Origin of the sequence: Brenneria corticis, from assembly GCF_003115855.1 — a bacterium.
In the GTDB taxonomy this organism is placed as follows: Bacteria; Pseudomonadota; Gammaproteobacteria; order Enterobacterales; family Enterobacteriaceae; genus Brenneria; species Brenneria corticis.
This window is the reverse complement of record NZ_KZ819076.1, coordinates 86124-112310: the sequence shown is the minus strand read 5'-3', so window position 1 is coordinate 112310 and position 26187 is coordinate 86124. Positions and strand designations below refer to the sequence as shown.

At 59.1% G+C, this 26187-nt stretch carries 23 protein-coding genes and 1 other annotated feature; of the genes, 13 read left to right on the top strand and 10 right to left on the bottom strand.

The features are described from left to right. Window positions 1-3 precede the first annotated feature (3 nt). The gene (locus DDT56_RS08580; RefSeq protein ID WP_136166039.1) at window positions 4-465 is read right to left on the bottom strand and encodes a tripartite tricarboxylate transporter TctB family protein; all 462 of its coding nucleotides are present in this window, start codon (window positions 463-465) and stop codon (window positions 4-6) included. Window positions 466-770: 305 nt separating this feature from the next. Between DDT56_RS08580 and DDT56_RS08575 the strand changes: the two genes are divergently transcribed. The 3 genes from DDT56_RS08575 to DDT56_RS08565 all read left to right on the top strand — a co-directional run bounded on the left by DDT56_RS08575 (window position 771) and on the right by DDT56_RS08565 (window position 3383). Then, window positions 771-1733 (top strand): Bug family tripartite tricarboxylate transporter substrate binding protein, encoded by a 963-nt coding sequence (locus DDT56_RS08575; protein ID WP_136166038.1) that lies wholly within the window; start codon window positions 771-773, stop codon window positions 1731-1733. A 66-nt stretch (window positions 1734-1799) separates the two neighbouring features. Next, entirely contained in the window at window positions 1800-2705 is a 906-nt protein-coding gene (locus DDT56_RS08570) for a LysR family transcriptional regulator (protein WP_136166037.1), read from the top strand. Window positions 2706-2783: 78 nt separating this feature from the next. Next, window positions 2784-3383, top strand: a complete 600-nt coding sequence (locus DDT56_RS08565; RefSeq protein ID WP_136166036.1) for a cysteine dioxygenase family protein — start codon at window positions 2784-2786, stop codon at window positions 3381-3383. A 156-nt stretch (window positions 3384-3539) separates the two neighbouring features. Here the strand turns inward: DDT56_RS08565 and thrC are convergent, their stop codons facing one another. The 5 genes from thrC to DDT56_RS08540 all read right to left on the bottom strand — a co-directional run bounded on the left by thrC (window position 3540) and on the right by DDT56_RS08540 (window position 9345). After that, window positions 3540-4829 carry a threonine synthase gene (gene thrC, locus DDT56_RS08560; RefSeq protein WP_136166035.1) on the bottom strand — a complete coding sequence of 430 codons (1290 nt, stop codon included), beginning with the start codon at window positions 4827-4829 and terminating at the stop codon, window positions 3540-3542. 3 nt (window positions 4830-4832) lie between these two features. After that, on the bottom strand, window positions 4833-5762 hold the full coding sequence (gene thrB, locus DDT56_RS08555; protein ID WP_136166034.1) for a homoserine kinase: 930 nt from the start codon (window positions 5760-5762) through the stop codon (window positions 4833-4835). Between the two features lie 2 nt (window positions 5763-5764). Further along, on the bottom strand, window positions 5765-8224 hold the full coding sequence (gene thrA / locus DDT56_RS08550; protein WP_136166033.1) for a bifunctional aspartate kinase/homoserine dehydrogenase I: 2460 nt from the start codon (window positions 8222-8224) through the stop codon (window positions 5765-5767). Between the two features lie 100 nt (window positions 8225-8324). Beyond that, window positions 8325-8440, bottom strand: a sequence feature (Thr leader region). Next, window positions 8379-8447, bottom strand: coding sequence for a thr operon leader peptide (thrL, locus tag DDT56_RS25195; RefSeq protein ID WP_071778505.1), 69 nt, complete (start codon window positions 8445-8447; stop codon window positions 8379-8381). (Overlaps the previous feature by 62 nt.) 211 nt (window positions 8448-8658) lie before the next feature. Beyond that, window positions 8659-9345 carry a tRNA/rRNA methyltransferase gene (locus DDT56_RS08540; protein ID WP_136166032.1) on the bottom strand — a complete coding sequence of 229 codons (687 nt, stop codon included), beginning with the start codon at window positions 9343-9345 and terminating at the stop codon, window positions 8659-8661. 242 nt (window positions 9346-9587) lie between these two features. On the opposite strand from DDT56_RS08540, the gene DDT56_RS08535 reads away from it, so the two are divergent. The 6 genes from DDT56_RS08535 to arcA all read left to right on the top strand — a co-directional run bounded on the left by DDT56_RS08535 (window position 9588) and on the right by arcA (window position 17625). Further along, complete coding sequence (locus DDT56_RS08535) at window positions 9588-11219, top strand: ABC transporter substrate-binding protein (protein ID WP_136166031.1); 1632 nt, start codon at window positions 9588-9590, stop codon at window positions 11217-11219. A gap of 52 nt (window positions 11220-11271) precedes the next feature. Next, window positions 11272-12240, top strand: a complete 969-nt coding sequence (locus DDT56_RS08530) for an ABC transporter permease (RefSeq protein WP_136166030.1) — start codon at window positions 11272-11274, stop codon at window positions 12238-12240. After that, window positions 12237-13121 (top strand): oligopeptide ABC transporter permease, encoded by an 885-nt coding sequence (opp4C, locus tag DDT56_RS08525; protein WP_136166029.1) that lies wholly within the window; start codon window positions 12237-12239, stop codon window positions 13119-13121. Before DDT56_RS08530 ends, opp4C begins: the two co-directional genes overlap by 4 nt. A 30-nt stretch (window positions 13122-13151) precedes the next feature. Further along, window positions 13152-14627: a Sapep family Mn(2+)-dependent dipeptidase gene (locus DDT56_RS08520; RefSeq protein WP_136166028.1), complete on the top strand. Its 1476-nt coding sequence runs from the start codon at window positions 13152-13154 to the stop codon at window positions 14625-14627. Window positions 14628-14656: 29 nt separating this feature from the next. Further along, entirely contained in the window at window positions 14657-16273 is a 1617-nt protein-coding gene (locus tag DDT56_RS08515; RefSeq protein WP_136166027.1) for a dipeptide ABC transporter ATP-binding protein, read from the top strand. 635 nt (window positions 16274-16908) lie between these two features. Then, window positions 16909-17625, top strand: coding sequence for a two-component system response regulator ArcA (arcA, locus tag DDT56_RS08510; protein WP_136166026.1), 717 nt, complete (start codon window positions 16909-16911; stop codon window positions 17623-17625). A 68-nt stretch (window positions 17626-17693) separates the two neighbouring features. Here the strand turns inward: arcA and creA are convergent, their stop codons facing one another. Then, complete coding sequence (creA, locus tag DDT56_RS08505; RefSeq protein WP_136166025.1) at window positions 17694-18182, bottom strand: protein CreA; 489 nt, start codon at window positions 18180-18182, stop codon at window positions 17694-17696. Between the two features lie 201 nt (window positions 18183-18383). Between creA and robA the strand changes: the two genes are divergently transcribed. After that, window positions 18384-19274, top strand: a complete 891-nt coding sequence (gene robA, locus DDT56_RS08500; protein WP_136166024.1) for an MDR efflux pump AcrAB transcriptional activator RobA — start codon at window positions 18384-18386, stop codon at window positions 19272-19274. Here robA and gpmB read toward each other — a convergent pair. After that, entirely contained in the window at window positions 19263-19913 is a 651-nt protein-coding gene (gene gpmB / locus DDT56_RS08495; protein WP_136166023.1) for a 2,3-diphosphoglycerate-dependent phosphoglycerate mutase GpmB, read from the bottom strand. The genes robA and gpmB overlap by 12 nt on opposite strands. A gap of 51 nt (window positions 19914-19964) precedes the next feature. On the opposite strand from gpmB, the gene yjjX reads away from it, so the two are divergent. Next, window positions 19965-20501, top strand: coding sequence for an inosine/xanthosine triphosphatase (gene yjjX, locus DDT56_RS08490; RefSeq protein ID WP_136166022.1), 537 nt, complete (start codon window positions 19965-19967; stop codon window positions 20499-20501). On the opposite strand, the gene trpR is transcribed toward yjjX, so the two are convergent. Together trpR and sltY are read right to left on the bottom strand one after the other, a co-directional pair. Further along, entirely contained in the window at window positions 20498-20845 is a 348-nt protein-coding gene (gene trpR / locus DDT56_RS08485; RefSeq protein WP_136166021.1) for a trp operon repressor, read from the bottom strand. The two genes, yjjX and trpR, sit on opposite strands and share 4 nt — an antisense overlap. A 73-nt stretch (window positions 20846-20918) precedes the next feature. Further along, a complete protein-coding gene (gene sltY / locus DDT56_RS08480; RefSeq protein ID WP_136166020.1) occupies window positions 20919-22847 on the bottom strand; it encodes a murein transglycosylase in 1929 nt (642 codons plus the stop codon). Window positions 22848-23225: 378 nt separating this feature from the next. Here sltY and ettA point away from each other — a divergent pair, with 378 nt between their 5' ends. Both ettA and DDT56_RS08470 read left to right on the top strand, forming a co-directional pair. Beyond that, a complete protein-coding gene (ettA, locus tag DDT56_RS08475) occupies window positions 23226-24893 on the top strand; it encodes an energy-dependent translational throttle protein EttA (protein WP_136166019.1) in 1668 nt (555 codons plus the stop codon). A 149-nt stretch (window positions 24894-25042) separates the two neighbouring features. Continuing rightward, on the top strand, window positions 25043-26044 hold the full coding sequence (locus tag DDT56_RS08470; RefSeq protein WP_136166018.1) for a zinc-binding alcohol dehydrogenase family protein: 1002 nt from the start codon (window positions 25043-25045) through the stop codon (window positions 26042-26044). Window positions 26045-26187 lie beyond the last annotated feature (143 nt).

Sequence of the window (26187 nt, the reverse complement as noted above, 5' to 3'; positions counted from 1 at the left end):
ATCCTATCCTGTGAAAAACGGCCATAGGGGCAGCGGCAGGCCCAACCCCTTGACGAACACCAGCGCGCTGAACAAGGCCAGCGAGCCCCCCAGCACCGCCGCCCGGAACAGCGGGGCATTCGGCGCCGCCAGGGTGGCGACCAGCACCATCAGCACGATGGCGAACAGCAGGCCGCACCAGGGCAAGGCCAGCGCAAACGCCGCGATGGACCCGGCGACCAGCCCCAGGGCGCGCCAATTCGTGGGAGGCAGACGTTCGGCGAGACGGGAACGTATTCCCTGCGCCAGCACCCAGATGCCGATCAGCATCAGCAAGGCACCGAGCCAGAACGGCAGAAAGCCCGGCCCCATGCGCGCCGCGCTGCCCAACGGGTAATGCCGCCAGGCGACGATCGCGAACGCGCCGCCCAGCAGCAGATACAGCAGGCCGCTGAGCGCGTCGGGCTGATTAATGCGCCGTGACATACTCTGCCCCCGGGCGGCGGCCGGTCGCCCGAATAAACAACCCGAAATATATTTCCCGTTTATTTGCGTTCATATCATTGTCTGCTTTTCATTGCCTGTTTTGTTATATCAGCCCGAACGGCGATATCGCCTTAGCGATGAATCAACTTTAGTCAGCAAAAAAATATATAGATAGTTTGCATAATACCGGTTATTTATATCATGTAATTTTATAATTACGCCCATATTCTAAGTACGCATTTTTAATTTCTAAAGATAAATTCCACATATTCACGGCCGGGATAAATAAAGAGGGAAAATAGATAATGAAATATGCATTTATACGCGTCGCTGCCGTCATGGCGATCGTGGCGGGGACGCCGGCACAGGCGCAGGAAGCGTATCCGACGCGCCCCATCACTTATGTCGTCCCTTACACGCCGGGCGGCACCAATGACAATTCAGCGCGCATCGTCGCGCGCGCGCTGGAACAGCGGCTGGGTCAACCGGTAGTGATAGAGAACCGCCCCGGCGCGGGCGGCACGCTGGGCGCGGCCAAAGTGGCGCATGCGCGCCCGGACGGTTACACCCTGCTGAATGCCTCCATCGGCAATCTGGCCATCGCGCCGCAGCTGCTGCCGGCGCAGTTTGATCCGTTCAAGGACTTCACGCCGCTGGCCCATATTGGCGGCTCGCGTTCCGTCATCGCGGTCAATCCATCGCTGCCGATTAATTCCATCGCAGAGCTCATTGATTATGCGAAGAAAAATCCCGGCAAATTAACTTACGGCACCTCGGGAAACGGTACGCCGGGCAATATTTCCATGGAATATTTCAAGATGCTGAGCGGCGTCGATATTCTGCATATTCCCTATAAGGGCAGCGCCCCCTCGCTGGCCGACGCGGTGGCCGGGCATATCGACCTGGTTTCCGATCCGCTGGCCAACGGCTTTGTCAAAGCCGGGAAACTACGCGGCCTGGCCTATTTCGGCGCCGACAGCGCGCCGGATTTGCCCGGCGTTCCGTCCATTACCGCCAGCTATCCGCAGTGGAACTTCTCCGGCTCATTTATCGCCGTCGCGCCCGCGGGCACGCCGCAGCCGGTGGTGGAAAAATTGCGCCGGGCCTTCAGTGAGGCGCTAAGCGATGAGAAAACCCAGGCGGAATTAACCGGCATCGGCGTATCGCCGGAAATAAAAACGCCGGAGCAAACCAGCGAATTAATTAGAGCCACCTATTCCATCAGTAAAGATATCATTCAGCGGGCCAATATTTCCGTCAATGAATAAGCCAATATCCTATCCAAATAATCTCGGGCTATTTTTGCGGCCCGAAAAATATAGCGCCCGTTTATTATGAAAATAGATGATATCGACGCCTTTGTAACGCTGGTGCAGTTGAAATCCACCCAGGCTACCGCGACTCAGCTGGGGCTAACCCAGCCGGCGGTCACGCGCCGCGTACAAAATCTGGAGCTGGCGCTGGGCGTACAGCTGCTGGACAGGCAAACCAAGCCGCTCAAACCCACGCCGCTCGGTCTGAGCGTCTACCGGCAGTGCCGGCGCATTCGGCACGAGATCGACGCCCTGCGCCAATTGATATCCCGCAAAGAGGGCCCGAGCGGCGCGCTGCGCCTGGGGTTGCCGCACAGCCTGGCGGAGCGGGGGGTAATGCCGGCATTGGCGACGCTATCCGGCGAGTACCGCGATATCCGGCCGCAGATCGTCAGCCATTGGGGGCTGCCTTTGCTGGAGAGCCTGCGGCAGGGAGAGCTGGATGCCGCGGTGCTGATGTTTCCCGCCGGCAACGTCTTTCCCGACGGGCTGCATAGCAGCGATCTCGGCCCTGTGCCGCTGGCGGTAGTGGCGCCGCGCGACAAAGCGCCCCCGCCGCGGACGTTGGCGGAGTGCTATCCCCACGGCTGGGTGCTTAATCCTGAGGGGTGCGGTTTTCGCGCCGCGCTGCGACGCGCGCTGGCGGAACAAGGGCTGCCGCTGCGCATCACCATGGAGGTGATCGGCTCCAACCTGCAGCAGTCGCTTATCGCCAGCGGCGGCGGGTTAGGGCTACTGCCGCGCTTTCAGGTGGAAAACGGTCTGTGGGCCGATCGGCTGCGCATTTTGCCCCTGGCGGACTTCGCCCCGCAAAACCGCCTGTGGCTGGTGCATACCGCCCTGCCGCACCAGCTACGCGACGCGGCGGCCAGCTTCGCCGGGGCGGTGGCCGCCGGACTGGGCCTGCCGGCGCCGCACGCCGCTTAGACCGGCGCGGCGCGCCCGCCGGCCGAATCCCCCGCGCTTTCGCGCGCGGGTTTTGCAAACCAGAGTGAAGGAGAGAATATGAGCGCAACGTTAAGACAGGATCGGCTACGCGACTTTATCGGCAAACTGGCGGCGGTTGTGGAGTCGGCTGACGATGAAGAGAGCCTGCTGCGCCAGGGTCGCCCGCTGCTGGCGGAGTTGGTACGCCACGATGACTGGCTGGATGAGGCTTTCGCCCAACCTCACCCTGATCACTATCAGCAGTATCTGCTGCATGTGGATTCCCGCCAGCGGTTTTCGGTGGTGAGTTTCGTCTGGGGGCCCGGACAATTCACGCCGGTGCACGACCATCAGGTCTGGGGGCTGATTGGCCTGCTGCGCGGGGCGGAGCGTTCGCAGTCGTTTGTGCGTCGCGATGGGCGCCTGATGGAAGAGGGGCCGCCGGCGCTGCTGCGACCTGGCGAGGTGGAGGCGGTGTCGCCCAATATCGGCGACATCCATCGGGTGAGCAACGTGCTGGATGACGCGGTTTCCATCAGCATCCATGTCTACGGCGCCAATATTGGCGCGGTGCGGCGCGCGGTGTATGACGCCGACGGTCGGGAAAAAACCTTTATTTCGGGCTATTCCAACACCCAGTTGCCCAATATTTGGGACCTGTCCAGGCAGCAGCAATAGCGCCGGCTACCGCTGTCGCGGTTTGGCAATACCGCGGCTCCGGGCCTGCGGAGGGAGGAAATCAAGGACGCGCTTCCGGCGCCCGAAAGATTCTCCGTCGTTGCATGCGGCAATTTCTGGAAAACTCTCAGCGCCGGCGCGAAGAGAAAAGTTTGCTTACTCCGGCAAGGTTATCAGGAACTGACGCAGCTGCGCGAAATCAGCCGGGAAATGGTGCGACAGCACATCCAGGTCGGCGCGTTTCGCCAGCGCGTCAGGCAGTTCCAGCGTTTTGCCCAGAATGGCTTCCACGCTTTCCTTGAATTTCGCCGGATGCGCCGTTCCCAGAAACAGCCCGAACTCACCGGGCTGAAGCTGATCGCGCAGTAAACGATAGGCAATGGCCGCGTGCGGCTCGGAGGTATAGCCCAGCGCTTCAAGCTCATGCAGGGTCTCTTTGGTGGTGTCGTCGCTTACCGCGCCAAAGCCCAGCGTTTTCAACTGCCAGTCTTTACGGCGGAACAGCTCTTCCACCCGCGGCCAGTTGTTCGGCTGGCTCACGTCCATGGCGTTGGACAGGGTGGCGACGGTCTTGTTCGGTTGCCAGGCGCCGTTGCTCAGGAAACGCGGCACGGTGTCGTTGGCGTTGGTGGCGGCGATAAAGCGTTTAATCGGCAGGCCGAGGGATTTGGCCAGCAGGCCGGCCGTCAGATCGCCGAAGTTGCCGCTCGGCACCGAAACCACCAGCTGATTGCGCGCTTCCTGCGGCAGTTGCGCCACCGCTTCAAAGTAGTAACAGATTTGCGCCAACAGCCGGCTGATATTAATCGAGTTGGCCGAATTCAGACCGATGGCCTTTTTCAGCTCTTCATCATCAAAGGCCTGCTTGACCAGCGCCTGACAGGCATCAAAATCGCTGTCGACGGCGATGGTGTGAATATTGCCGCCCAGCGTGCAGAACAGTTTTTCCTGCAACGGGCTGATTTTCCCCTGCGGGTAGAGGATCACCACCCGGATGTTTTCCAGACCGTAAAACGCGTGCGCCACCGCCGCGCCGGTATCCCCCGAGGTGGCGGTAAGAATGGTGATTTTATTGTCGCCCGCCACTTCCGTCAGCATCTGCGCCATAAAACGCCCGCCGAAATCCTTGAACGCCAGCGTCGGGCCGTGGAACAGCTCCAGTGCAGCGATATCTTCCGTTACGGCGACGACGGGCGCCGGGAAGGCAAATGCCGCCTTGACGCGCTGATAGACCGTTTCATCGGCCATTTCATCGCCGATATAGGCGGATAAAATGCGGCTGCTGCGGGTAACGAAATCCATCGCCAGCAGTTCATCAATCTGAGTGCGCTCGAATTCGGGCAGTTCCAAAGGAAAAAACAGCCCCTGCTGACTTCCCAGCCCTCGTTGAATAGCCTGCGCAAAGCTGACCTGCTCGTTATGATCTTTAAGATTGTAGAGTTTCATGCATTATCCCAGTTGTCGCGCGCCTGTCGTATCCAGACGGCAAATATGAACAAAACCTTCATCGTTCTGCAAATAGTTATCCCGCAGCCAGTCGGCCAGCCGCTGCGCGCTGCCCATTTCATCGCACACGGAAAACAATGTCGGACCTGAACCGGAAATACCGCAGGCCAGCGCCCCGATATCCTGTGCGGCCTTGCGCGCCTCGGCAAAGCCGGGCAGCAGTTTGGTCCGATAAGGTTCTGCTATCACGTCTTTCATCAGTTTAGCCGCCAGCGAGGCTTGCCCGGTATGGCAGGCGTGAATAAAGCCCGCCAGATAACGGCCGTGGCTGATGCAGTCCTGGCGGCGATATTGCGCCGGCAGAATCGCCCGCGCTTCGGCGGTCGACACCTTGATGCCCGGATAGGCCATCACCCACAGCCAGTCGTCAAACGCCGGCACCGGCTGGCTGATAATGCCCTCTTCCCCCAGCATCAGTTGAATGCCGCCGAGAAAACAGGGCGCTACATTATCATAATGCACGCTGCCGGAAATACGCCCTTCCAGTTCACCCATCAGCGTCAGCAGGCGGGTATCGTCCAGCGGCTTGCCGCAGAATTCATTCATCGCCATCAGGCCCGCCACCACCGAACAGGCGCTGGAGCCCAGGCCGGAGCCGATCGGCATATTCTTTTCCAGCGTCATCGCCACCGGGATGGTTTTACCGATTTCCTGACAGAAACGCTCCCAGCACTGATAGACGATATTTTGCCGCGGATCGTCCGGCAGCTTGGCGACAAATCGCCCTTCGCAGCGCAGGCTGAATCGATCCGCCGCGACGGCGGAGACGCAGTCCCCCAGCAGCGAGCCGTCCAGCGGCGAAACGGCGGCCCCCAGCACATCAAACCCGACGCTGACGTTGCCAATCGACGCTGGCGCATACACCTTAACCATAATCAAGCTCCCAACTTCCATGACAGGGTTCGCAGCAAGTCGGCGAATACGCCGGCTGCGGTAACATCATTCCCCGCGCCATAACCCCTTAATACCAATGGCAACGGCTGATAGTAACGGCTGTAGAAGGCCAGCGCATTTTCGCCGTCTTTAACTTTAAACAGCGGATCGTTGCCGCCTACCGCGCTAATCTGAACCTTACAGTTCCCCTCTTCGATCACGCCGACATAGCGCAGCACTTTACCTTCATCGCGCGCCTGGGCGACGCGGTTGGCGAACTCGCCGTCCACCGACGGCAAACGGCTCATAAAGCTCGCCACGTCGCCGGAGGCGTCAAAACCGGCCGGCAGCGCGGATTCCACCGCGATGTCGTCCAGCTCCAGTTTATAACCCGCTTCGCGCGCCAGGATCAGCAGCTTGCGCGCCACGTCCATACCGGACAGATCGTCGCGCGGATCGGGCTCGGTGTAGCCCTTTTCTTTCGCCTGGCGCGTGGCTTCGGACAGCGACAGCCCCTCATCCAGCTTGCCGAAAATAAACGACAGCGAACCGGACAGGATGCCGGTGAAGCGGATCAGCTCATCGCCGGCGTTCAACAGATTTTGCAGGTTCTCGATAACCGGCAGGCCGGCGCCCACGTTGGTGTCATACAGGAAGCGGCGGCGCGATTTCGCCGCCGCGCTGCGCAATTGCTGGTAGTAGTTCATCGACCCGGTATTGGCTTTCTTGTTCGGCGTCACCACGTGGAAGCCGTCGGCCAGGAAATCGGCGTATTGATCGGCCACCGCCTGACTGGAAGTACAGTCCACGATCACCGGATTGAGCAGATGATACTCTTTTACCAGACGGATCAGCCGCCCCAGATTAAAGGGCTCGCGGGCTTTCGCCAGCTCATCGCGCCAGCTGTCCATCGCAATACCGTTGACGTTGGTCAACAGCGCTTTGGAATTGGCGATGCCGACCACCCGCAGGTCGATATGCTTCTGCTTCAGCCACGGCTGCTGGCGATGGATCTGCTCCAGCAGCGCGCCGCCGACCCCGCCGACGCCGATGACGAACACGTCGATCACCTGATCGGTATTAAACAGCATCTGGTGCGCGACGCGCACGCCGGTGGTCGCCACGTCGTTGTTGACCACCACGGAGATGGAGCGCTCGGACGAGCCCTGGGCGATGGCGACGATATTGATGTTGGCGCTGGCCAGCGCGGAGAATAAACGGGCGGACAAACCGCGCAGCGTGCGCATGCCGTCGCCCACCACCGAAATGATGGCCAGACGCTGCATCACGTCCAGCGGATCCAGCACGCCCTCTTTCAATTCCAGATAAAATTCATCTTCCAGCGTCTTTCTGGTGCGGGCCAGTTCGCTCTGCGGCACGCAGAAGCTGATGCTGTATTCCGAAGAGGACTGGGTAATCAGCACCACCGAGATGCCCGCCCGCGACATGGCCGCGAATACGCGGGCCGCCATGCCGATCATCCCTTTCATGCCCGGCCCGGAAATATTGAACATCGCCATATTGTTCAGGTTGGTGATGCCTTTGACCGGATATTGGGTATCGGTGCTGTCCAGGCCGATCAGCGTGCCGGGAGCCTGTGGATTTTCGGTGTTTTTGATAAGGCAGGGAATCTGGAACTGGGCGATGGGGGCGATGGTTCTGGGGTGGAGGACTTTGGCGCCGAAGTAGGATAGCTCCATCGCCTCCTGATAGGACATCGACTTCAGCAATCTGGCGTCCGGCACCTGGCGCGGATCGCAGGTATAAACGCCGTCGACGTCCGTCCAGATCTCGCAACAGTCGGCGCGCAGGCAGGCGGCCAGCACCGCGGCGGAGTAATCGGAACCGTTGCGGCCCAGCACCACCAGCTCCCCTTTTTCATTACCGGCGGTGAAACCGGCCATCAGGATCACGTGCTCTTTCGGGATGGCGCTTTCCGCGATGCGGCGGGTGGATTCGGCGATATCGACGGTGGATTCAAGGTAGTGCCCCTGCGCCAGCAGTTTTTCCACCGGGTTGATCACGGAAACCCCGTAGCCGCGCGCCTGAAACACCGCTTCCATAACGGCGATGGAGAGCTTTTCGCCGCGGCAGATAATGGACGCGTTCACGCTGTCGGGGCACTGCCCCAGCAGGGAGATACCGTGCAGCACCTGTTTTAACTGCGCAAATTCCTGATCCACCAGCGCTTTCAGGCGGGTAGCGTCAAATCCCGGCTGAGACTGCGCCAGACCTTGCAGCAGGGAAGAGAAGATGGTTTCGGCGTCGTTAAGATGAGGCAGAATATCCTGTCCGGCGACGGTTTTATCAATCATCGCAACCAGATGGTTGGTAATTTTCGCCGGCGCCGACAGGACGGTGGCAACCTGTCCCTGGCGCGCATTGTTCTCGATAATGTCGGCCACGCGTATAAATCGCTCCGCGTTCGCCACCGAAGTCCCGCCAAATTTCAACACTCGCATTTTTATCTTTTCTCCTGAATTTCCATCGACAAAAACGCCGGGAGCGTTTTTGAACGCCGCTTACCGCGGCTTAAGGTGCGGCGGACACAAAAAGTCCGCCATAAAAAAAGCCCGCACTATTCGGTGCGGGCTTTTTTCGATTCTTCTGTATGCGTCAGCCCGCACCGTTACTGGTTGTAATGGTGATGGTAATAATCGTGGTGATCGGGCTGATATGGCGCATGATAAAATCTTGTCTTGGTAAATTTAAATCCGATGACCCTATTAGTTAGGGCAATCGCCCCTTGAAGTCAACGGATTTCTTTTTTTTCATCGCGGCGGACGGCCAGCGACAAACGTTGAATACTCTACGAAAAGGTTATCTGCAAAGATAATTATTCACAAAAATAGAAAAGCTAATACATTTAACTGCAAAAGAATCATTGATAAACTTTTTATTTCGATATGGTTTTCTCGATGTCATGCAGCAACATATGCAGCATTGCCGTGTCCCGCCGCTCCAACCGCCCCAACCGCTGATGGATCCAGTCGCGCAGCTTTTCATCGTCCTCCACCGCCAGATTGATTAACAGCCGCTCCAACCGTTGACGTAGCGCCGACAGTTGTCCCTCCTGCGGCGCGACGGCGGCGTCGGGTTTCACCTGCATCAGTTCCGCCAGCTGGTAGCAGTACACCATCACCGCCTGACCGAGGTTGAGGGAGGGATAATCCGCCTTCATCGGCACGCCGGTTAAAATGTCCGCCAGTTCGAGCTCTTCATTGGTCAGACCGGAATCTTCCCGCCCGAAAACCAGCGCCGCCGTTCCCACCCAGTGCTGTTTTTCCCGCATCACCCCCAGCAGTTCGGCGGGGGTGCAGTAATAACGGAATCTGGCGCGGCTGCGCGCCGTGGCCGCAACGGTAAAATCAATATCCGTCAACGCATGGGCCAGCGTAGGGAAGGTGGTCGCCGCATCCAGAATATCGCCGGAACCATGGGCGACGCGCCGCGCCGCCGGATCCTGATGAATATTGCCGCCGACGATCCGCAGCCCGCCGAATCCCATGGTTTTCATCGCCCTGGCGGCGGCGCCCACATTTTCAGCCCGCGCGGGTTCAACCAAAATAATATGAAACTGCATCGCTGCCTCTCCGCTCCCGGCGTCGCTGATTAACCTGAAAAAAATAAAACCGCTTACCTGCCGACGCCGTCAAACGAAGGGTATGTTTATTTTTCATAACGTAATCTGGAATTGAGCTAACCCCATCATTTTCTTTACTTTATATTTACCTGAACGGTTTCGACGACAGCCGCGCAACAGGCAAGGCGCGGAGAAAACCTGACGTACCAGACTACCATTTCTTGATTCAGGATGAAATTAACATGCCCGCTTCCGCTGTACTTTCCACCAGCCCGTTCCGCGCAATAAAAAAGCTGGCCGTCGTCGCGTTTTCCTTATTTCTGCTTGCCGGCTGCGATAGCGCCGATACCGCCGGCGGCGCTTCACCCTCCACCATTCGCTACGCACTGTGGTCTTCGCCCAGCGGGAATTTTCATCCTGAACTTTACTTCGGCGATTACGATCGCGCGGTCATTTTCGTCTCTTTCGACCGGCTGGTGGAATTCAGCCCGCAGCAGGAATTCACGCCGTCGCTGGCCTCACGCTATGAATATTCGCCGGACGGCAGAACCCTGACGTTTCATCTTCGTGACGGCGTGAAGTGGCATGACGGTCAACCCTTCACCGCCCGGGACGTGGCGTTTACCTATCAGTCCACCGCCGATGCGCACTGGCCGGCGGATACGCCGGAATTCGCCACCCAGCTCGAGGGATTCAAAGCGTACCATGAAGGCAACGCCGACGCCGTCAGCGGCATCAAGGTCATTGACGATCGCACGGTGAGCTTCACCTTTACCACGCCCTATGCCTCGGCGCTCTCCTATTTTGCCGACCGCCCGGTGCTGGCGAAGCATATCTGGGAAAAGACCCCGATCGCCGAATGGAGCAGCGCCACAGCCCTGCTGAACAATCCGGTGGGAACCGGGCCGTATAAAGTGACGCGTTTCGTGCCGGATCAATACGTTGAGCTGGTGCGCAACGACGACTATTTCAAGGGCGCGCCCAAGACCGAACGGCTGATCTTCAAGGTCAGCAATCGCGACACCGCCCAGTCGGAACTGATTAACGGCGAGCTGGATATCGTCGAGCTTTCCTCGTTTAACCCGACGGATTTAAAACTCTACCAGGACGCGGGCATCAACCTGATTGTGCAGAACGGCACCAGCGGCCAGTACATCTCGGTTAATCATCAGGATCCCATCCTGGCCGATACCCGCGTGCGGCAGGCGCTGATTTACGGCATCAACCGCCAGGGCATTATCGATCATCTGCTGTTCGGCAACGGTCAGCTATTTAACGCCAAGATCCACCCGCAGGATCCCGCCTACCCGCCGCAGCTTAACGAGTATCCCTACTCGGTGGAAAAGGCCTCCGCGCTGCTCGAACAGGCGGGCTGGGTCGCGGGCGGCGACGGCATCCGCGTCAAAGACGGCAAGCGCCTGGCCCTGACGCTGCACGTGCCCACCGGCAACCGCACGCGCGAGCAGTCGGCGGCGATTATTCAGCAGGATCTGAAACGAATCGGCATCGACGTCAATATCATCGTCGGGGACTTCAACTCCACCCTGGCCATTTTGCAAAACCCGCAGACGCCCTATCAGCTGCTGCTGATGGGCGGCATGTTCCGGCCGGGGCAGTACCGCAATGATTACTGGTGGGAGCGCTTCAGCGACGAGCGGCTTACCCAACTGGGGGATGAAGCCAATCGCACGGTGGAAAGCGGCGCGCGCAATCAGTTATTGCACCAATGGGCTCAGCGCCAGAACGAACTGGCCATTCTCACCTGGCTCTATATTCCCAGCGTCGGCTATGCGGTCAATCCGCGGATTAGCCAGTACCAGCCCTACGCGTATGAGGCCTTTAGCCGGGTGAATCAGTGGACTGTCGCCCCATGACGCCAAACCGTTCCGGCCCTGTACCGGCGTCGACAAGAAGCGCCGTAGCCTGATGTTGCTCGCTTATTTCGCCCGCCGCCTGCTGCTGGTGCTGCCGATTGCCCTGGGGATCTCGCTGCTGGTTTTTCTGCTGATCAATCTGCAACCCGGCGATCCCTATGCGTTGATGATCGACCCCAGCGCCCCGCCGGCGGTAAAAGAGGCGCTGTTGCAGAAAGTCGGCTATTACGATCCCCTTTATCTTAAATACCTCAAATGGTTAGCGCGCATCGTGCAAGGGGATTTCGGCTTCTCGCTGCACTACCGCGCCCAGGTGAGCGAGGTGATCGCCGGCCGGCTCGGCAATACCCTGCTGCTGGCCGGGGCGGCGCTGACCATCTCGCTGCTGGTGGCGGTGCCGGTGGGCATACTTGCCGCCCTGCACCGCAATTCGCCGCTGGACACCCTCGCCGTCTCCCTGAGCTTTGTATTTTTCTCCATCCCGTCGTTCTTTTTCGGGCTGGTGTTGATCAAAATCTTCGCGGTCGATCTGCGCTGGCTGCCGGTTTCCGGCAAAGTCACCCTCGGCCACTCCCTGCAGGGGATCGATTACGCGCTGGACGTGCTGCGTCATCTGGCGCTGCCGGCGCTGGTGCTCGGGCTGATGAACAGCGCCGTGTTTATCAAATACCTGCGCAGCAGCATGCTGGGGATTATCGATCAGGACTTTATCCGCACCCTGTACGCCAAAGGACTGTCGCGGCGCCGCATCATTTGGCAACACGCGCTGAAAAACGCCGCCAAGCCGATGATCACCATTCTGTCGCTGGAAATTCCGGTGCTGTTTTCCGGCGCGCTGATGACCGAAACCGTGTTTTCCTGGCCGGGGATCGGCCGCCTCAACTATGAAGCGGTGTTGAACCGCGACTACAACCTGCTGATGGGCATCATTATGCTGCTGGCGTTGCTGACGCTGCTGGCCAACCTGCTGGCCGATATGCTTTACGCGCTGGTCGATCCGCGAGTGAGGTACGTATCATGAGCAACGTTTTTCCTCCGCTGGCCGGCGCGGCGCAGCCCGCGGGCAATGTGATGTGGCGGCGCTTCCGCCGGCATCGTCCCGGAGTGATCGGGCTGGTGGTGCTGAGTCTGATCGTGCTGCTGGTGATCGTCGTTCCACTGGTCAGCCCGCTGGATCCCAATCATATCGATCTGGCGCAGATCGAATCGCCGCCCTCCGCCCGCCATTGGCTGGGCACCGACGAACTGGGACGCGATCTGTTTACCCGTCTGATCTACGGCGGACAGGTGTCGGTGCTGGTGGCGTTCAGCGCCACGCTGTTGCAGCTCACCATCGGCGTGACGCTGGGCGGGATCGCCGGCTACTTCGGCAAAGGGATCGACGCCGCCATTATGCGCTTTACCGACATCGTCATGTGCTTTCCCTTTTACGCCATCGCCATCACGCTGGCGGGGATCCTCGGCGCCAGCACCTGGAACGTGGTGGTGATTATCGGCGTACTGAACTGGACCGGCATCGCCCGTCTGGTGCGCGCCGAGTTTCTCTCTTTATCCCGCCAGGAGTATGTGGACGCCGCCCGGGTCATGGCGGTCGGGCACGGGCGCATTATTTTCCGCCATTTGCTGCCTAACGCGCTGGGGCCGGTGATTGTCTACGCCACGCTGGCCATCGCCACCGGCATTCTGGCCGAAGCGGCGCTCAGCTTTCTCGGGCTGGGGGTGAAACAGCCGACGGCAAGCTGGGGCAATATGCTGTCGGCGGCGCAAAGCATGCGGGTGCTGGGCAACGCCTGGTGGCTGTGGCTGCCGCCGGGGGTAATGGTATTTGTTATGGTGCTGTCCATCAATTTTATCGGCGACGCGCTGAAGCAGGCGTTCGATCCATCCTCGCCGCCAGCCTAGTCGTTACATAACCGGAATAACGGAGGCGATATGTCTACATCCCTGAATCAACAAGAGCAGCAGTGGCTGTCCCGCATCGATGAGTGGGTGGCGCAACATCGGCAGGAACTGCTCGACGATTTGACCGCCTGGGTGCGCATTCCCAGCATCAGCCGGGCGGATCAGGCCGCCGACGGCGCGCCTTTCGGGCCGACCTGCGCCCAGGTGCTGGATCTGGCGCTTAACCGCGCCCGCGAACTGGGATTTCATACCGAAACCCATCAGGGATACGCCGGTTCGATTATTTACGGCGACCACCCGCAGGAGATCGGGCTGGCCAGCCATCTGGACGTGGTGCCGGAGGGGGAAAACTGGGTCTATCCGCCGTTTGACGTCACTCGCAAAGGCGAGTTTCTGATCGGCCGCGGCGTGGCGGATAACAAAGGCCCCGCCGTGGTGGATCTCTATCTGCTGCGCCTGATCCGCGATCTGGGGATCCCGCTGTCGCACAATCTGCGCGTTATCTACGGTCTGGCGGAAGAGACCGGCATGGAAGATCTGAGCTGGTATGCGCAGAACGCGCCGGTTCCGGCGATCTCCATCGTGACCGACGGACGTTTTCCGGTCAATTACGCCCAGAAAGGGCAGCTTACCCTGACGCTGAACGTCCCGGTGGGCGAGCAACTGGCGAATTTTTCCGCCGGGATCGCCGGCAACAGCGTGCCGGAACGCGCCGGCCTGCTTCTGACCGGCGTCGATCAAAAGACGGCCGGCGAACGGCTGTCGCAGCTTGCCGGGCTGGCGCAGGGCCGCATCCGGACTACGCCCAAAGACGACGGGCTGTGGGTGGAGGCGCAGGGCATCGCCGGCCACGCCGCCTTCCCCGAAGGCACGCTCAGCGCCGCGCGGGTGCTGTTTTCCGCTCTGCTGGAGGCGCGCCTGCTGAAAGATCTCGACCGGCAGGCGGCGGCGTTTTTTGAACAGGCGCTGGCATCGCCTTACGGTGAAAAGATCGGCATCGCCTTTGAAGATGGGCCGTCCGGCAAGCTGACGTTTAACGCCGGGATTTGGCGCCCTCATCCGCACGAGCGCGCCCTGCAGGTCTCGCTGGATATTCGCTATCCGGTGACGCAAAACGCGGAAAGCCTGCTCGCCGCGCTGGAACGCAATCTGCTGCCGCATGGGATCCGACTGCTGACGTGGAAAGACGCGCCGCCTTTTTACATCGAAGAGGACGATCCGCGCGTACAGATCCTGCAGCAAAGCTATCAGGCGATCCGCGCCGGCGATGAAGCCCCCTACGCGATGGGCGGCGCCACCCATTCGAAAGTGCTGCCGCGCGGCATCACCTTCGGACCCGGCTATGCCCGAACCGAGAAGCGAATTCCGGACTTTCTGCCGGACGGGCACGGTTACCCGCACGGCGCCGACGAGTCTCTGCACCTGCCGTCGCTGCTGTCGGTATTCCCGATTTACGTGCTGGCCATCATCCGCCTGGATCGCTGGCTGCGGCAGAATCCGCAATAACCCGTTCATCGCCCTGAGGAAATGCGCCTATGCCCGCAGACAAGCCGTCCCCTTTACTGACAGTGCGCGACCTCAACGTCGGGTTTCAGCACCCGTCGGGCTACCAGCGCGCGCTGACCAATCTCAACTTCGAGCTGTACCGGCATGAAGTGCTGGCGCTGGTGGGGGAATCCGGTTCGGGCAAGAGCCTGACGGCGCTGTCGATTCTCGGTCTGCTGCCCGCCGGCGCCCGCATCGACGGAACGGTGACCTTTGCCGGCCAGTCGTTGCTGGACGCCTCGCCGCGGCAATTACAACAGTTACGCGGCAAGCGCATCGCCATGATTTTCCAGGATCCGCGGCTGGCGCTGGATCCGGTGTTCAGCATCGGGGAGCAGATCGTCGAAGTGCTGCTCACCCATAAGAAAGCGGACGACCGGGCGGCGGCCAGGGCGCGTGCGCTGGAATTACTGCAACTGGTGGAGATCCCCGACGCCGCCGGCCGTATCGACGCCTACCCGCACCAGCTTTCCGGCGGCCAATGCCAGCGGGTGATGATCGCCATGGCGCTGGCCTGCGATCCGGATATGCTGATCGCCGATGAGCCGACAACGGCGCTGGATGCCACGATACAGAAAGAGATCCTCCAGATGCTGCGCCAGCTTCGCCGGCGCATCGACATTGCCATCCTGCTGATTACCCACGATATGGGGGTGGTGGCGAATATCGCCGATCGGGCGATCGTGCTGCGTCAGGGAGAAATCGTCGAAACCGCCGACATCGCCGACCTGTTCTCTCAGCCGCGGGCTGACTATACCCGCGCCCTGCTGGCCGCCATCCCGCGCTATCAGCGAAAACCACCGGCGACCGCCTTTGCCGATGCGCCGGTGCGGGTGAACGTTGACGGTTTGCACGTGGAATTTCGCCGCCGCAGGCAGCGTTTTCACGCGCTGGACAACGTTTCTCTGTCGCTGCAGGCGGGCTGTTTTACCGGTCTTGTCGGCGAGTCCGGCTCGGGGAAATCGACGTTGGGACGGGCGCTGGCGGGGCTTATCGCTCCCAGCGCGGGCGATATCACCATCGATAACGTCAGCATGGTGCGCGGAAAAACCGAGGATATCCGGCGTATTCGCCAGACCATCGGCTTTGTGTTTCAAAGCCCGCGCAGTTCGCTCAATCCGCGCTACAGTATCGCCCAGTCCATCGCCGAGCCGCTGGAAGTGCATACCGGCGCCAGTAAAGCGGCCGTTGCCGCCCAGGTGGACAGCCTGCTGGAACAGGTCGGGCTGGGGGCGCAATGGCGTCAGCGCTATCCGCACCAGCTTTCCGGCGGCCAGTGCCAGCGCGTGGCCATCGCCCGGGCGCTGGCGCTGAAACCGACGCTGCTGATCGCCGATGAGCCGACGTCGGCGCTGGATGTGTCGGTACAGGCGCATATTCTGGATTTGCTGCAAAAACTTCAGCGGGAATATCAGTTCAGTTGCTTATTTATCAGCCACGATCTGGTGGTGGTCAGCCAGCTGTGTCGCGACGTAGCGGTATTAAAAGAGGGCCGCCTGGTAGAATACGGCAGCGTGGATAACGTCCTCCATCGGCCCGGCCACGACTATACCGCTCGGCTCGTCGACAGCGTGCTGCACCCGCTGACGGCGAGCCGAAGTCCCTAAACCGTGCGCACGCCCCGCGGACCTATCCGAACCGCAAAGCCCGGCAAAAGGACGTTATCAGCGCTAATCAAGCGGAAAGCATTACCGCAACATGCAAAAACATTTAATTCACAAAAACGTCCAAATGCATTTTCACAGCAAGGGAAAAAAAATTTTCAGCAGGGTAAAAATCATTGAGTGATAAATTTTATTTATATCATGCCGTTAATAAAAAGGAAGTCGACACCGCCCGATTCACCCCGGCGACCAGCCGTGCTGAATCGTTCTCAAAAAGTGCTAAATTGTGACTTAAACGGGCATTCTGCTAAGTGTTTTTCACAAAATAGTTAACGTGCTACAATGAAATTTGATATATGTCAATGGAACCGTAGATTTATCAGCCAGCAAAATCAGTGTTTACTGTTATGTTGCTGTTAATAAGGTTAAACTGTGCACCACTTTGAGCTCTGTTAGGCTGGCTCCGCTGTCGCCTGTTTAGCGTATTTTCGTGCAGGTGAAATGTGCATCAAGAACGCATTTACGTACTTTAGTCCAATGTTGAGTGAGATGGTGACTTTTTACCTAAAAACTCCAATGATAACAGCGACTTCTGTACTTCTCTTTATTATTTTAGTTGGCAATTTTAGGTAGCAAACATGCAGACGCCGCACATTCTTATTGTTGAAGACGAGTTGGTAACTCGCAATACCCTCAAAAGTATTTTTGAGGCGGAAGGATACCTGGTTCACGAGGCCACAGACGGTGCAGAAATGCATCACATTTTGTCCGAGAACGACATTAACCTGGTGATTATGGATATCAATCTGCCAGGTAAGAACGGTTTGCTATTGGCGCGTGAGCTGCGTGAACAAGCCAGCGTCGCGCTGATGTTCCTGACCGGTCGCGACAACGAAGTGGACAAAATTCTTGGTTTGGAAATCGGTGCCGATGACTATATCACCAAGCCGTTCAACCCCCGAGAGTTAACCATCCGCGCCCGTAACCTGCTATCGCGCACCATGAATCTGGGCGGCGGTACGGAAGAGCGCCGTTTGGTTGAAAGCTATCGCTTTAACGGTTGGGAGCTGGATATCAACAGCCGTTCGCTGGTCAGCCCCACGGGCGAGCAATACAAGCTGCCGCGCAGTGAATTCCGCGCCATGCTGCATTTCTGTGAAAACCCGGGCAAGATTCAATCCCGCGCGGAGCTGCTGAAGAAAATGACCGGGCGCGAGTTGAAGCCTCACGACCGTACGGTCGACGTCACCATCCGCCGCATCCGCAAACATTTTGAATCCACCGCCGATACGCCGGAAATTATCGCCACCATCCACGGCGAAGGTTACCGCTTCTGCGGCGACCTGGAAGAGTGACTCCCCTCGGTCGAAGCAGGGTAGTCTCTGCTTCGGCCGTTCCTCTTGCGCCGCCGATGGTTTTCCCGCTACTCCCCGCCATCACTCCGCGCCCACGGCATCACCGGCACGGCGCTTAACGCGTTTTTCGGCGACCCTTCCACCAGACGATCGGAATAGGCCAGATAGATCAGCGCATTGCGTTTGCCATCGTAAAAGCGCACCACCTGCAATTTTTTAAACACCAGCGAGGTGCGTTTCTGGAACACCACCACCCCTCTCTTGCCGCCGTTTTTTATTTTATCGCTCAGCGCGATCGGCCCGACCTGCTGACAGGAAATCGCCGCGTCCGCCGTATCCTCCGCCAGCCCCAGCCCGCCCTTGATGCCGCCGGTTTTCGCCCGGCTGATGTAGCAGGTCACGTTATCCACATCAGGATCGTCAAAGGCTTCCAGCACGATCTTGTGGTCCGGCCCCAGCAGCTTAAAGGTGGTATCGACGGAGCCGACCTCTTCGGCCTGAACCGCGTTCACAGACAACATCAATAAACCAACGCTCAGCATAAACTTTTTGTTCATATTCCTACTCTCAGATTACTCATCATCAGTGATTAATATCCGCATGATGGAAGGGCGTTCCCCACCGCTGCCCAATTTGTATTATTTGAATAACCAACCGAAGATCGTCAAAATCTTAGGCAGTGCCAATGTAAAAAAATTGCTATGATGCAGGCTCTCCATACGTTTAGTGCTCAGTGTGTTTTATGAGGAAGATCTTCTATGGATCAAGCCAGTATCATACGTGACCTGCTTAACTGGCTGGAAAGCCATCTCGATCAACCGTTATCACTCGATCATGTGGCGGCAAAAGCAGGTTATTCCAAATGGCATTTACAAAGAATGTTTAAAGATGTCACCGGACATGCGATTGGTTCTTACATCCGCGCCCGCCGGCTAACCAAAGCCGCCGTGGCGCTGTGTCTGACCAGCAGACCGATCCTTGATATCGCCCTGCAATATCGCTTCGATTCTCAGCAAACCTTCACTCGCGCATTCAAAAAGCAGTTTGCACAAACGCCCGCATCCTATCGGCGTTCCGATAACTGGGACACCCATGGCATCCATCCGCCGATCCGGCTTGGCGAGTTTACCCTGCCGCAACCGCAGTTTGTTACGCTGCCGGAAACCCAACTGGTGGGGATGACGCAGTCCTACAACTGTAGCCTGGAGCAGATTTGTAATTTCCGCACCGAAATCCGCGTCCACTACTGGCGTCAGTTTCTCGGCGAAGCCAAAATCGTTCCGCCGGTGCTTTACGGCCTGCATCACTCGCGGCCCAATAAAGAGAAAGATGACGAGCATGACGTTCTCTATACCACCGCGCTGGAGCCTCGGCATTTGCCCGAAGGCGCACATCCCGGGGAATCCATCACCCTGCCCGGCGGGGAGTATGCGCTGTTTATCTATGAAGGTCCGACGGACGGGCTACAGGACTTTATCGTCACCCTGTATGACACCTGTTTGCCGACGCTCAAGCTTGTCCGCCGCAAGGAATACGATATCGAACGCTTCCATCCCACGGATGAAGCGAAAGAAACCAAAAACGGCCCGCCGGAGATCATCCGCTGTGAATACCTGATTCCAATCAGCGGCTCATCGTCATCGCTGTAGCTCATCCAGGGCCGGAACATCCAGATGCGAAACATCACCGGCCGTTTCAACCACCCACCCGGAGGCCAGCCACGGACTGTGTTGATAATCAAGGCGTGACAGGGAACAGTTGCGCAGACGCAGCCGGCGCTCAGCCCAGGCGGGCAAGCCAAGTACCGTGCTGAGCAGGCATCCCAGCGCCATACCATGACTGACCAACAGCGGGCGGCTCCCTTGCGGCAGCGCCAGGCAACGGTCCAGCACCGCGTGCATGCGCGCCGCCAGTTCCGCCATCGACTCGCCCTCTGGGATGCGCCCGTCAGGCGTGCCATCCACCAGCTGTTTACGCCACCCTTCCTCTTCCGGACTCAGCAGATCAATATCCCGTTCCTCCAGGATACCCATACTAAGTTCGCGCAGGCGCGGCTCAATGATTATCTGACAGTCGCCGCACGCCGGGGCGATAATTTCCGTGGTCCGGCGGGTGCGTCCTAAATCACTGGTAAGAATATGCGTGATGCCCAATTTTTTTACCCGTTCCGCAACCTGCTGCGCCTGGTGCTCCCCCCTCGGCGTTAGCGCGCTGTCGGAGTGCCCTTGAATACGTCGCGCCACATTCCATTCCGTTTCGCCGTGGCGAACAAGATATACCTGTAACATGGTTATTTTCCGTTATACTGCGTCAAATTAACTAAAGAGTATAAAACCGTTATGTATCACGTTGTAGCTGCGACCACCAACCCGGCAAAAATTGAAGCTATTACTTTAGCATTCACGGATGTCTTTGGCGCAGACAATTGCCGTATCGAGGGCGTCGATGTCGACAGCGGCGTTCCACGCCAACCGCTCGGCTCGGTTGAAACCCGCACCGGGGCCAGAAACCGGGTGATGATGGCTCGTCAGGTACGCCCGGAAGCCGATTTCTGGGTTGGCGTCGAGGCCGGAATAGAAGAACATATGACCTTCGCCTGGATGGTGGTTGAAAACCCCCGCCAGCGCGGTGAATCACGTTCCGCCAGCCTGGTTCTGCCTGAAAGTATATTACAGGGTATCCGCGAGGGGAGAGAATTAGGCGATGAAATGGCGCGACTGACGGGAATTCTGGATATCAAGCGCCAGGGCGGCGCAATCGGCGTTTTCACCGACGGCAAACTGTCGCGCGCCAGCGTTTATCATCAGGCGCTGTTGCTGGCGCTGGTCCCGTTCCATAATCCTATCTACCAGACGCCGATACAGATCGTAAATTAACCTTCGTCGCCCCGGTATTTATCTTCGGGCAGCAATTGCGCTTCCAGCCAGTTTTTCAGTGCGGGAGGCGCGGCCTTCAGGCTGTTCGACCCCCGGGTGATGGTGGCGATCCCCGCCCCCAGTTCATTTTTCAACTCACGCTGACTCATTTCGCCACGTATCAGTTCCTGAACGATACGTACCCGCGTGCCCAGCGCGGCGCGTTCGTCCGCGGTCAACATCAGCTGTAATAACGGCAGATGAAGGTCTTCGTTTATTGACTGCCGCAACAGCGCCACAAAACGTAGCCAGTCTTTATTGTCCTGCGCGGAGAGCGCGGGATCGTTAATGGATAACGGGGTCATAACAGGGCTGCCATACTATTTAACTAGTACGGCAGCATAACACAAGTTGCGCAAAATGATCGCCCGGTCGCGCTCAATAGCGCCGCTGCCATTCCGCATCGGTCAGCACGCTGGCGGACTGGCGCAGGAAGTGACGATAAAAAACATCATAGGCCAGCACGTTTTTCACATATCCGCGCGTTTCGGAGAACGGAATACTCTCAATAAACGCCACGGGATCGATGCGTCCCGCGCTGTTTCTCAGCCAGGTATTAACGCGTGAGGGCCCCGCATTATAGGCGGCCGAGGCCAGAATCCGGTTGCGGCCGAAGGTCTGATAGACATACTCCAGATAACTGGTTCCCAGCAGGATATTCGTCTGCGGGTCAAACAGCTGGCTGCTGTTGCCGTAGCCGGCGATATTGCTCATCTTCGCCGTCTGCTGCGCCGTCGCCGGCATCAGCTGCATCAGCCCCGAGGCGCCGACAGGGGAGCGAGCCTGCGGATTCCAGGCGCTCTCCTGGCGGGCTATCGCCATGGCGTAACTCTGGCTGATGCCTTTATCCTGCGTGGCGCGCAGGAATTCGTCGTTCCAGGCCAGCGGGAAGCGCTCTTCCAGATGATCCCACAGCTTGGCGACGATGGTGGCCTGCACGCTTAAGTCGGCCCAGCGCTGCTCGAACGCGTAGCGCGCCAGCGCCTCCTGCTGCGACGGCGTGCTGCCGGCCACCAGCCCCACCCACTCGCCGCGCGCCAGGTTGTCCATGCGCCAGAACATCAGTTCCCGCACGCGGGCGACCTCCGGCCGCTGCGCTAAGGCGCGATCCGGCCTGACGGCGACTTTTATGGTTATCGGGTAGGCTTCACGCAATTTCTGCGCCGCCACCATGGGGTAGAATCCGCGCTCCGCCATCAGCGTGCGCAGCAAGGTTTCCCCTTCCTGGCGTTTCCCCTGATCCAGCAGCAAAGCGGCCTGCCAGTAACGCCATTCATCCTTCTGCCGCGCCTCCGCCGGCAATCGCGCCAGCCAGACCGCCAACCCCTGCCGGTCCCCGGTTCCCAGCGCCATGCGCACCCGCCGCTCCAGCAAAGAGGTGGAAGCGCTGCGCCGCACCACCTCATCGCGCCAGCCGGCCTGTTGCACAGTAGCGTCATTGCCCATCAGCCGCCAGGCGATGGTTTCCTCCATTCCCTGGCGCTCCTCCGCGCTCAGTTTTTGCAGGCGAACCAGCACCGGCAGCATGGAACGGGCGTTATCCGCATCCTGACGGGCCACGCGACTGAAGGCGGACAGCGTGACTTTACGGGTAAAGTCGGTCGGCCCCGTCGAGCGGGCAAAACTTTCCAGCGTGTTCGGATCGCTTTGCAGCTTCAACAGGGCGTCGCTAATGGTTTGGTAATCGTCGGGAAGCTGTCTGGCGAGATAGCTCACCAGCCCGCAGCTGCCTTCGTTCATCGCCAGCCGCATCCGCTCCAGCGTCGTCAGCGGCGTCTGTTCGCCCGCCTGTTGCCAGACGGCGAACAGTTTGTCGCAGACGGCGGGCAGCGAACGTCCCGTCAGCCAGATATCGCGGGTGGCATCCCATACGCCCTGACGCTGCCCGGTCGCCCACTGCGCATAATAGAAATTACAGCGCGCCGCCACCGGCTTCGGCGGCTGGGGGCTGAAAGCCAATAGCCCTTGCCAGTCCTGACGGCGCGCCAGCTCATTGACAAAGCTGGTGTGCAGATTACGCGCCGGCGGCAACGTGGGATGAGTGGCGATGAATTGTTGCACCTGCGAGGGGCTGACCTGGCTCAAATCCTGCGTCAGCGAACGGTATTCCAGATAAGGATAGAGCGGATAGTCGCGCAGCGTCGGCATAACCCGCGCCACGACGTCCAGCTGATTGCTATCCCACGCCTGTTTAACCTGCTGATAACGCTGACGCTGCTCGTCCAGAGAATCCGCCTGCGCGTAAACCGAAGCTCCCGCCAGACATACCGCCGCAATGGCGTACCACCAATGACCCGCTTTAACCATAACCTGCGTTAACCTCATCCGTTATCGACATGACGCAAAATATCAACGCCATCAAACCGCTTGTGCCAACATCGCCGTGGTCCTGTTGGCACTGTTCAAGTGTGGCACATCATACAAAACAACGACATGCCAATCGGGAAGAATGCCGCGCCAAGCGCATCTTTTCCTCAACCGAGGCGGCTGCGCCATCTACCCATCACGGCAAATGCCCGGATAGCTGGGATCGGGCGCCGAAACCGGCTACACTCCGGGATCTGAATGATCGATCCGCCGCAGAGGCGTCATCCTGTGCGGTGAAGTTCCCGACACGGCCGCCCACGCGCGGCGCATAAATCATCGTGTCAATACAACACAGACAGAAAGAGGCGAAGTCGCAACGTGGCTCAATATGTTTATACCATGCATCGCGTCGGTAAAGTCGTTCCGCCGAAGCGTCATATTCTGAAAAACATCTCCCTCAGCTTTTTCCCCGGCGCCAAGATCGGCGTGCTGGGCCTGAACGGAGCCGGTAAATCGACGCTGCTGCGCATTATGGCCGGCATCGATAAGGACATCGAAGGCGAGGCCCGCCCGCAGCCCGGCATCAAAATCGGCTATCTGCCGCAGGAGCCGCAGCTCAACGCGGAGCACAGCGTGCGCGAATCGGTTGAGGAAGCCGTAGCCGAAGTGGTGACGGCGCTGAAACGTCTGGATGAAGTGTATGCCCTGTACGCCGAACCGGATGCGGATTTCGATAAACTGGCCGCCGAGCAGGGCAAACTGGAAGAGATCATCCAGGCCCACGACGGCCACAACCTGAACAACCAGTTGGAGCGGGCGGCGGATGCGCTGCGCCTGCCGGACTGGGACGCCAAAGTCGCCAACCTTTCCGGCGGCGAGCGCCGCCGCGTGGCGCTGTGCCGCCTGCTGCTGGAAAAACCGGATATGCTGCTGCTGGATGAACCGACCAACCACCTGGATGCGGAATCCGTGGCCTGGCTGGAGCGCTTCCTGCACGACTTCGAGGGCACCGTGGTGGCCATCACCCACGACCGTTACTTTCTTGATAACGTCGCGGGCTGGATTCTGGAACTGGACCGCGGCGAAGGCATTCCCTGGGAAGGCAACTACTCTTCCTGGCTGGAGCAGAAAGATCAGCGTCTGGCGCAGGAAGCCTCCGCCGAAGCGGCGCGGCGTAAATCCATCGAGAAAGAGCTGGAGTGGGTGCGTCAGGGAGCCAAAGGCCGCCAGTCCAAGGGCAAGGCGCGTCTGGCGCGCTTTGAGGAGCTTAACAGCACGGAATACCAGAAACGTAACGAAACCAACGAACTGTTTATTCCACCGGGTCCGCGCCTGGGCGATAAAGTGGTTGACGTCGCCGGCCTGAGCAAATCCTATGGCGAACGCCAGCTGATCGACGGGCTCTCCTTCTCGGTGCCGAAAGGGGCGATTGTCGGGATCATCGGGCCGAACGGCGCCGGTAAATCGACGCTGTTCCGCATGATGTCCGGCCAGGAGCAACCGGATAGCGGCACCATAGAGCTGGGCGAAACGGTGAAGCTGGCGTCGGTCGATCAGTTCCGCGACGCGATGGACAACAGCAAAACCGTGTGGGAAGAGGTTTCCGGCGGGCAGGATATCATGCGTATCGGCAGCACCGAGATGCCGAGCCGCGCCTACGTGGGCCGCTTCAACTTCAAAGGAGTCGACCAGGGTAAACGCGTCGGCGAACTCTCCGGCGGCGAGCGCGGCCGTCTGCATCTGGCGAAGCTGTTGCAGGTGGGCGGCAACGTCCTGCTGCTTGACGAACCCACCAACGACCTGGATATCGAAACCCTGCGCGCGCTGGAAAACGCCCTGCTGGAATTCCCCGGCTGCGCCATGGTGATCTCGCACGACCGCTGGTTCCTCGACCGCATCGCCACCCACATTCTGGATTATCAGGATGAGGGGAAAGTGGAGTTCTTCGAAGGCAACTTTACCGAATACGAAGAGTACAAGAAGCGCACGCTCGGCGCCGACGCTCTGGAACCGCACCGCATCAAATACAAAAAGATCGCCAAGTAAAATGCCCGGCGGCCCGCGCTCGCGGGCCGTTTTGCTCTCCCCTCTGGAGCGATGATCGAAGAAACGCGTTATCCTCCCGGCATAATGCCGTTCTACACTGTGTATTAAGCAAAGACATGTGCAGCAATAAACCCAAAGAGGAGCACACCATGACCGCTCATGCGATAGCCGTCGACCCCCGGCAGCCGGAAAACTTTATCACCATTACCCAGGAAATCCCCGAGCCGGGCGAATACGATCTTCTGGTGGAGGTCAAAGCGGTTTCCGTTAATCCGGTCGATACCAAAGTGCATGCCGGGCTGCGCCAAAACGGCTTACAACAGCCGCGCATCCTCGGCTGGGACGCCAGCGGCGTGGTGGTGAAAACCGGCAACGCCGTCGGCAATTTCAGAGTGGGCGACGAAGTATGGTACGCCGGCGACATTACCCGCCCCGGCAGTAACAGTACCTATCAGTTGATCGACGCCCGCATCGCGGCGCATAAACCCGTCTCGCTGGACTGGCCCGCGGCCGCGGCGTTGCCGCTCACCTCCCTTACCGCCTGGGAAGGCTTATTTGAACATCTGAAAATCCAGCAGGCGGATGAAGAAAAAACTCTGCTGATTATCGGCGGGGCCGGCGGCGTAGGATCGCTGGCGATTTCGCTTGCCGCCCTGCGCAGCCCGGTAAAAATCATCGCCACGGCGTCGCGCCCTGATTCGGCGGAATGGTGTCGCCAGCGCGGGGCGCATCTGGTGGTCGATTATCGCCATCTGGTTGACGGGCTGGAAAAAGAAGGCATCAAACAGGTGGACTATATTTTCTGCCTGAATGATACCGACGGCCACTGGGATGCCATCGGCAAACTGATCGCCCCGCTGGGACACGTCTGCACCATCGTGGAAAATCAGCATCCGCTCGATCAAAACGCCCTGAAGCTGAAAAGCGCCGCGCTGCATTGGGAATTCATGTTTACCCGCAGCATGTTCAACACGCCCGATATCAGCCGGCAGGGAGAAATTCTGCAGGAGGTCGCCCATTTGGTCGATACGGGAAAATTACAGGGAACGGCAAGCGAAACCTTGCAGGGGCTGAGCGTTGAAACGCTACGCCAGGCTCATCGGAAAGTGCTGGAAGGACATATGCGCGGCAAGGTGGTTATTGCCTTCTGACGGGGAAACACCAGCCCCGGGGAGGGGCTGGTCACAGACCGCTGAATAAAGTTTGATATTAGGGAGAGCGTGGCGAGGGGCCGTAGCGGCGTAAGCCGCCGGAGCGCCCCTCGGTACGGTAGGCCCGTGTATCTCAGACTCAC

Bases quoted from the DNA above. Each gene is read 5' to 3' on its own strand.
- DDT56_RS08535 (WP_136166031.1), top strand. From the start codon at position 9,588: ATGCCCGCTTCCGCTGTACTTTCCACCAGCCCGTTCCGCGCAATAAAA.
- robA (WP_136166024.1), top strand. From the start codon at position 18,384: ATGGATCAAGCCAGTATCATACGTGACCTGCTTAACTGGCTGGAAAGC.
- opp4C (WP_136166029.1), top strand. From the start codon at position 12,237: ATGAGCAACGTTTTTCCTCCGCTGGCCGGCGCGGCGCAGCCCGCGGGC.
- DDT56_RS08565 (WP_136166036.1), top strand. From the start codon at position 2,784: ATGAGCGCAACGTTAAGACAGGATCGGCTACGCGACTTTATCGGCAAA.
- trpR (WP_136166021.1), bottom strand. From the start codon at position 20,845: ATGACCCCGTTATCCATTAACGATCCCGCGCTCTCCGCGCAGGACAAT.
- sltY (WP_136166020.1), bottom strand. From the start codon at position 22,847: ATGGTTAAAGCGGGTCATTGGTGGTACGCCATTGCGGCGGTATGTCTG.
- gpmB (WP_136166023.1), bottom strand. From the start codon at position 19,913: ATGTTACAGGTATATCTTGTTCGCCACGGCGAAACGGAATGGAATGTG.
- arcA (WP_136166026.1), top strand. From the start codon at position 16,909: ATGCAGACGCCGCACATTCTTATTGTTGAAGACGAGTTGGTAACTCGC.
- DDT56_RS08470 (WP_136166018.1), top strand. From the start codon at position 25,043: ATGACCGCTCATGCGATAGCCGTCGACCCCCGGCAGCCGGAAAACTTT.
- DDT56_RS08575 (WP_136166038.1), top strand. From the start codon at position 771: ATGAAATATGCATTTATACGCGTCGCTGCCGTCATGGCGATCGTGGCG.
- thrB (WP_136166034.1), bottom strand. From the start codon at position 5,762: ATGGTTAAGGTGTATGCGCCAGCGTCGATTGGCAACGTCAGCGTCGGG.
- DDT56_RS08530 (WP_136166030.1), top strand. From the start codon at position 11,272: ATGTTGCTCGCTTATTTCGCCCGCCGCCTGCTGCTGGTGCTGCCGATT.
- thrA (WP_136166033.1), bottom strand. From the start codon at position 8,224: ATGCGAGTGTTGAAATTTGGCGGGACTTCGGTGGCGAACGCGGAGCGA.
- DDT56_RS08570 (WP_136166037.1), top strand. From the start codon at position 1,800: ATGAAAATAGATGATATCGACGCCTTTGTAACGCTGGTGCAGTTGAAA.
- thrC (WP_136166035.1), bottom strand. From the start codon at position 4,829: ATGAAACTCTACAATCTTAAAGATCATAACGAGCAGGTCAGCTTTGCG.
- DDT56_RS08540 (WP_136166032.1), bottom strand. From the start codon at position 9,345: ATGCAGTTTCATATTATTTTGGTTGAACCCGCGCGGGCTGAAAATGTG.
- yjjX (WP_136166022.1), top strand. From the start codon at position 19,965: ATGTATCACGTTGTAGCTGCGACCACCAACCCGGCAAAAATTGAAGCT.
- DDT56_RS08580 (WP_136166039.1), bottom strand. From the start codon at position 465: ATGTCACGGCGCATTAATCAGCCCGACGCGCTCAGCGGCCTGCTGTAT.
- creA (WP_136166025.1), bottom strand. From the start codon at position 18,182: ATGAACAAAAAGTTTATGCTGAGCGTTGGTTTATTGATGTTGTCTGTG.
- DDT56_RS08520 (WP_136166028.1), top strand. From the start codon at position 13,152: ATGTCTACATCCCTGAATCAACAAGAGCAGCAGTGGCTGTCCCGCATC.
- DDT56_RS08515 (WP_136166027.1), top strand. From the start codon at position 14,657: ATGCCCGCAGACAAGCCGTCCCCTTTACTGACAGTGCGCGACCTCAAC.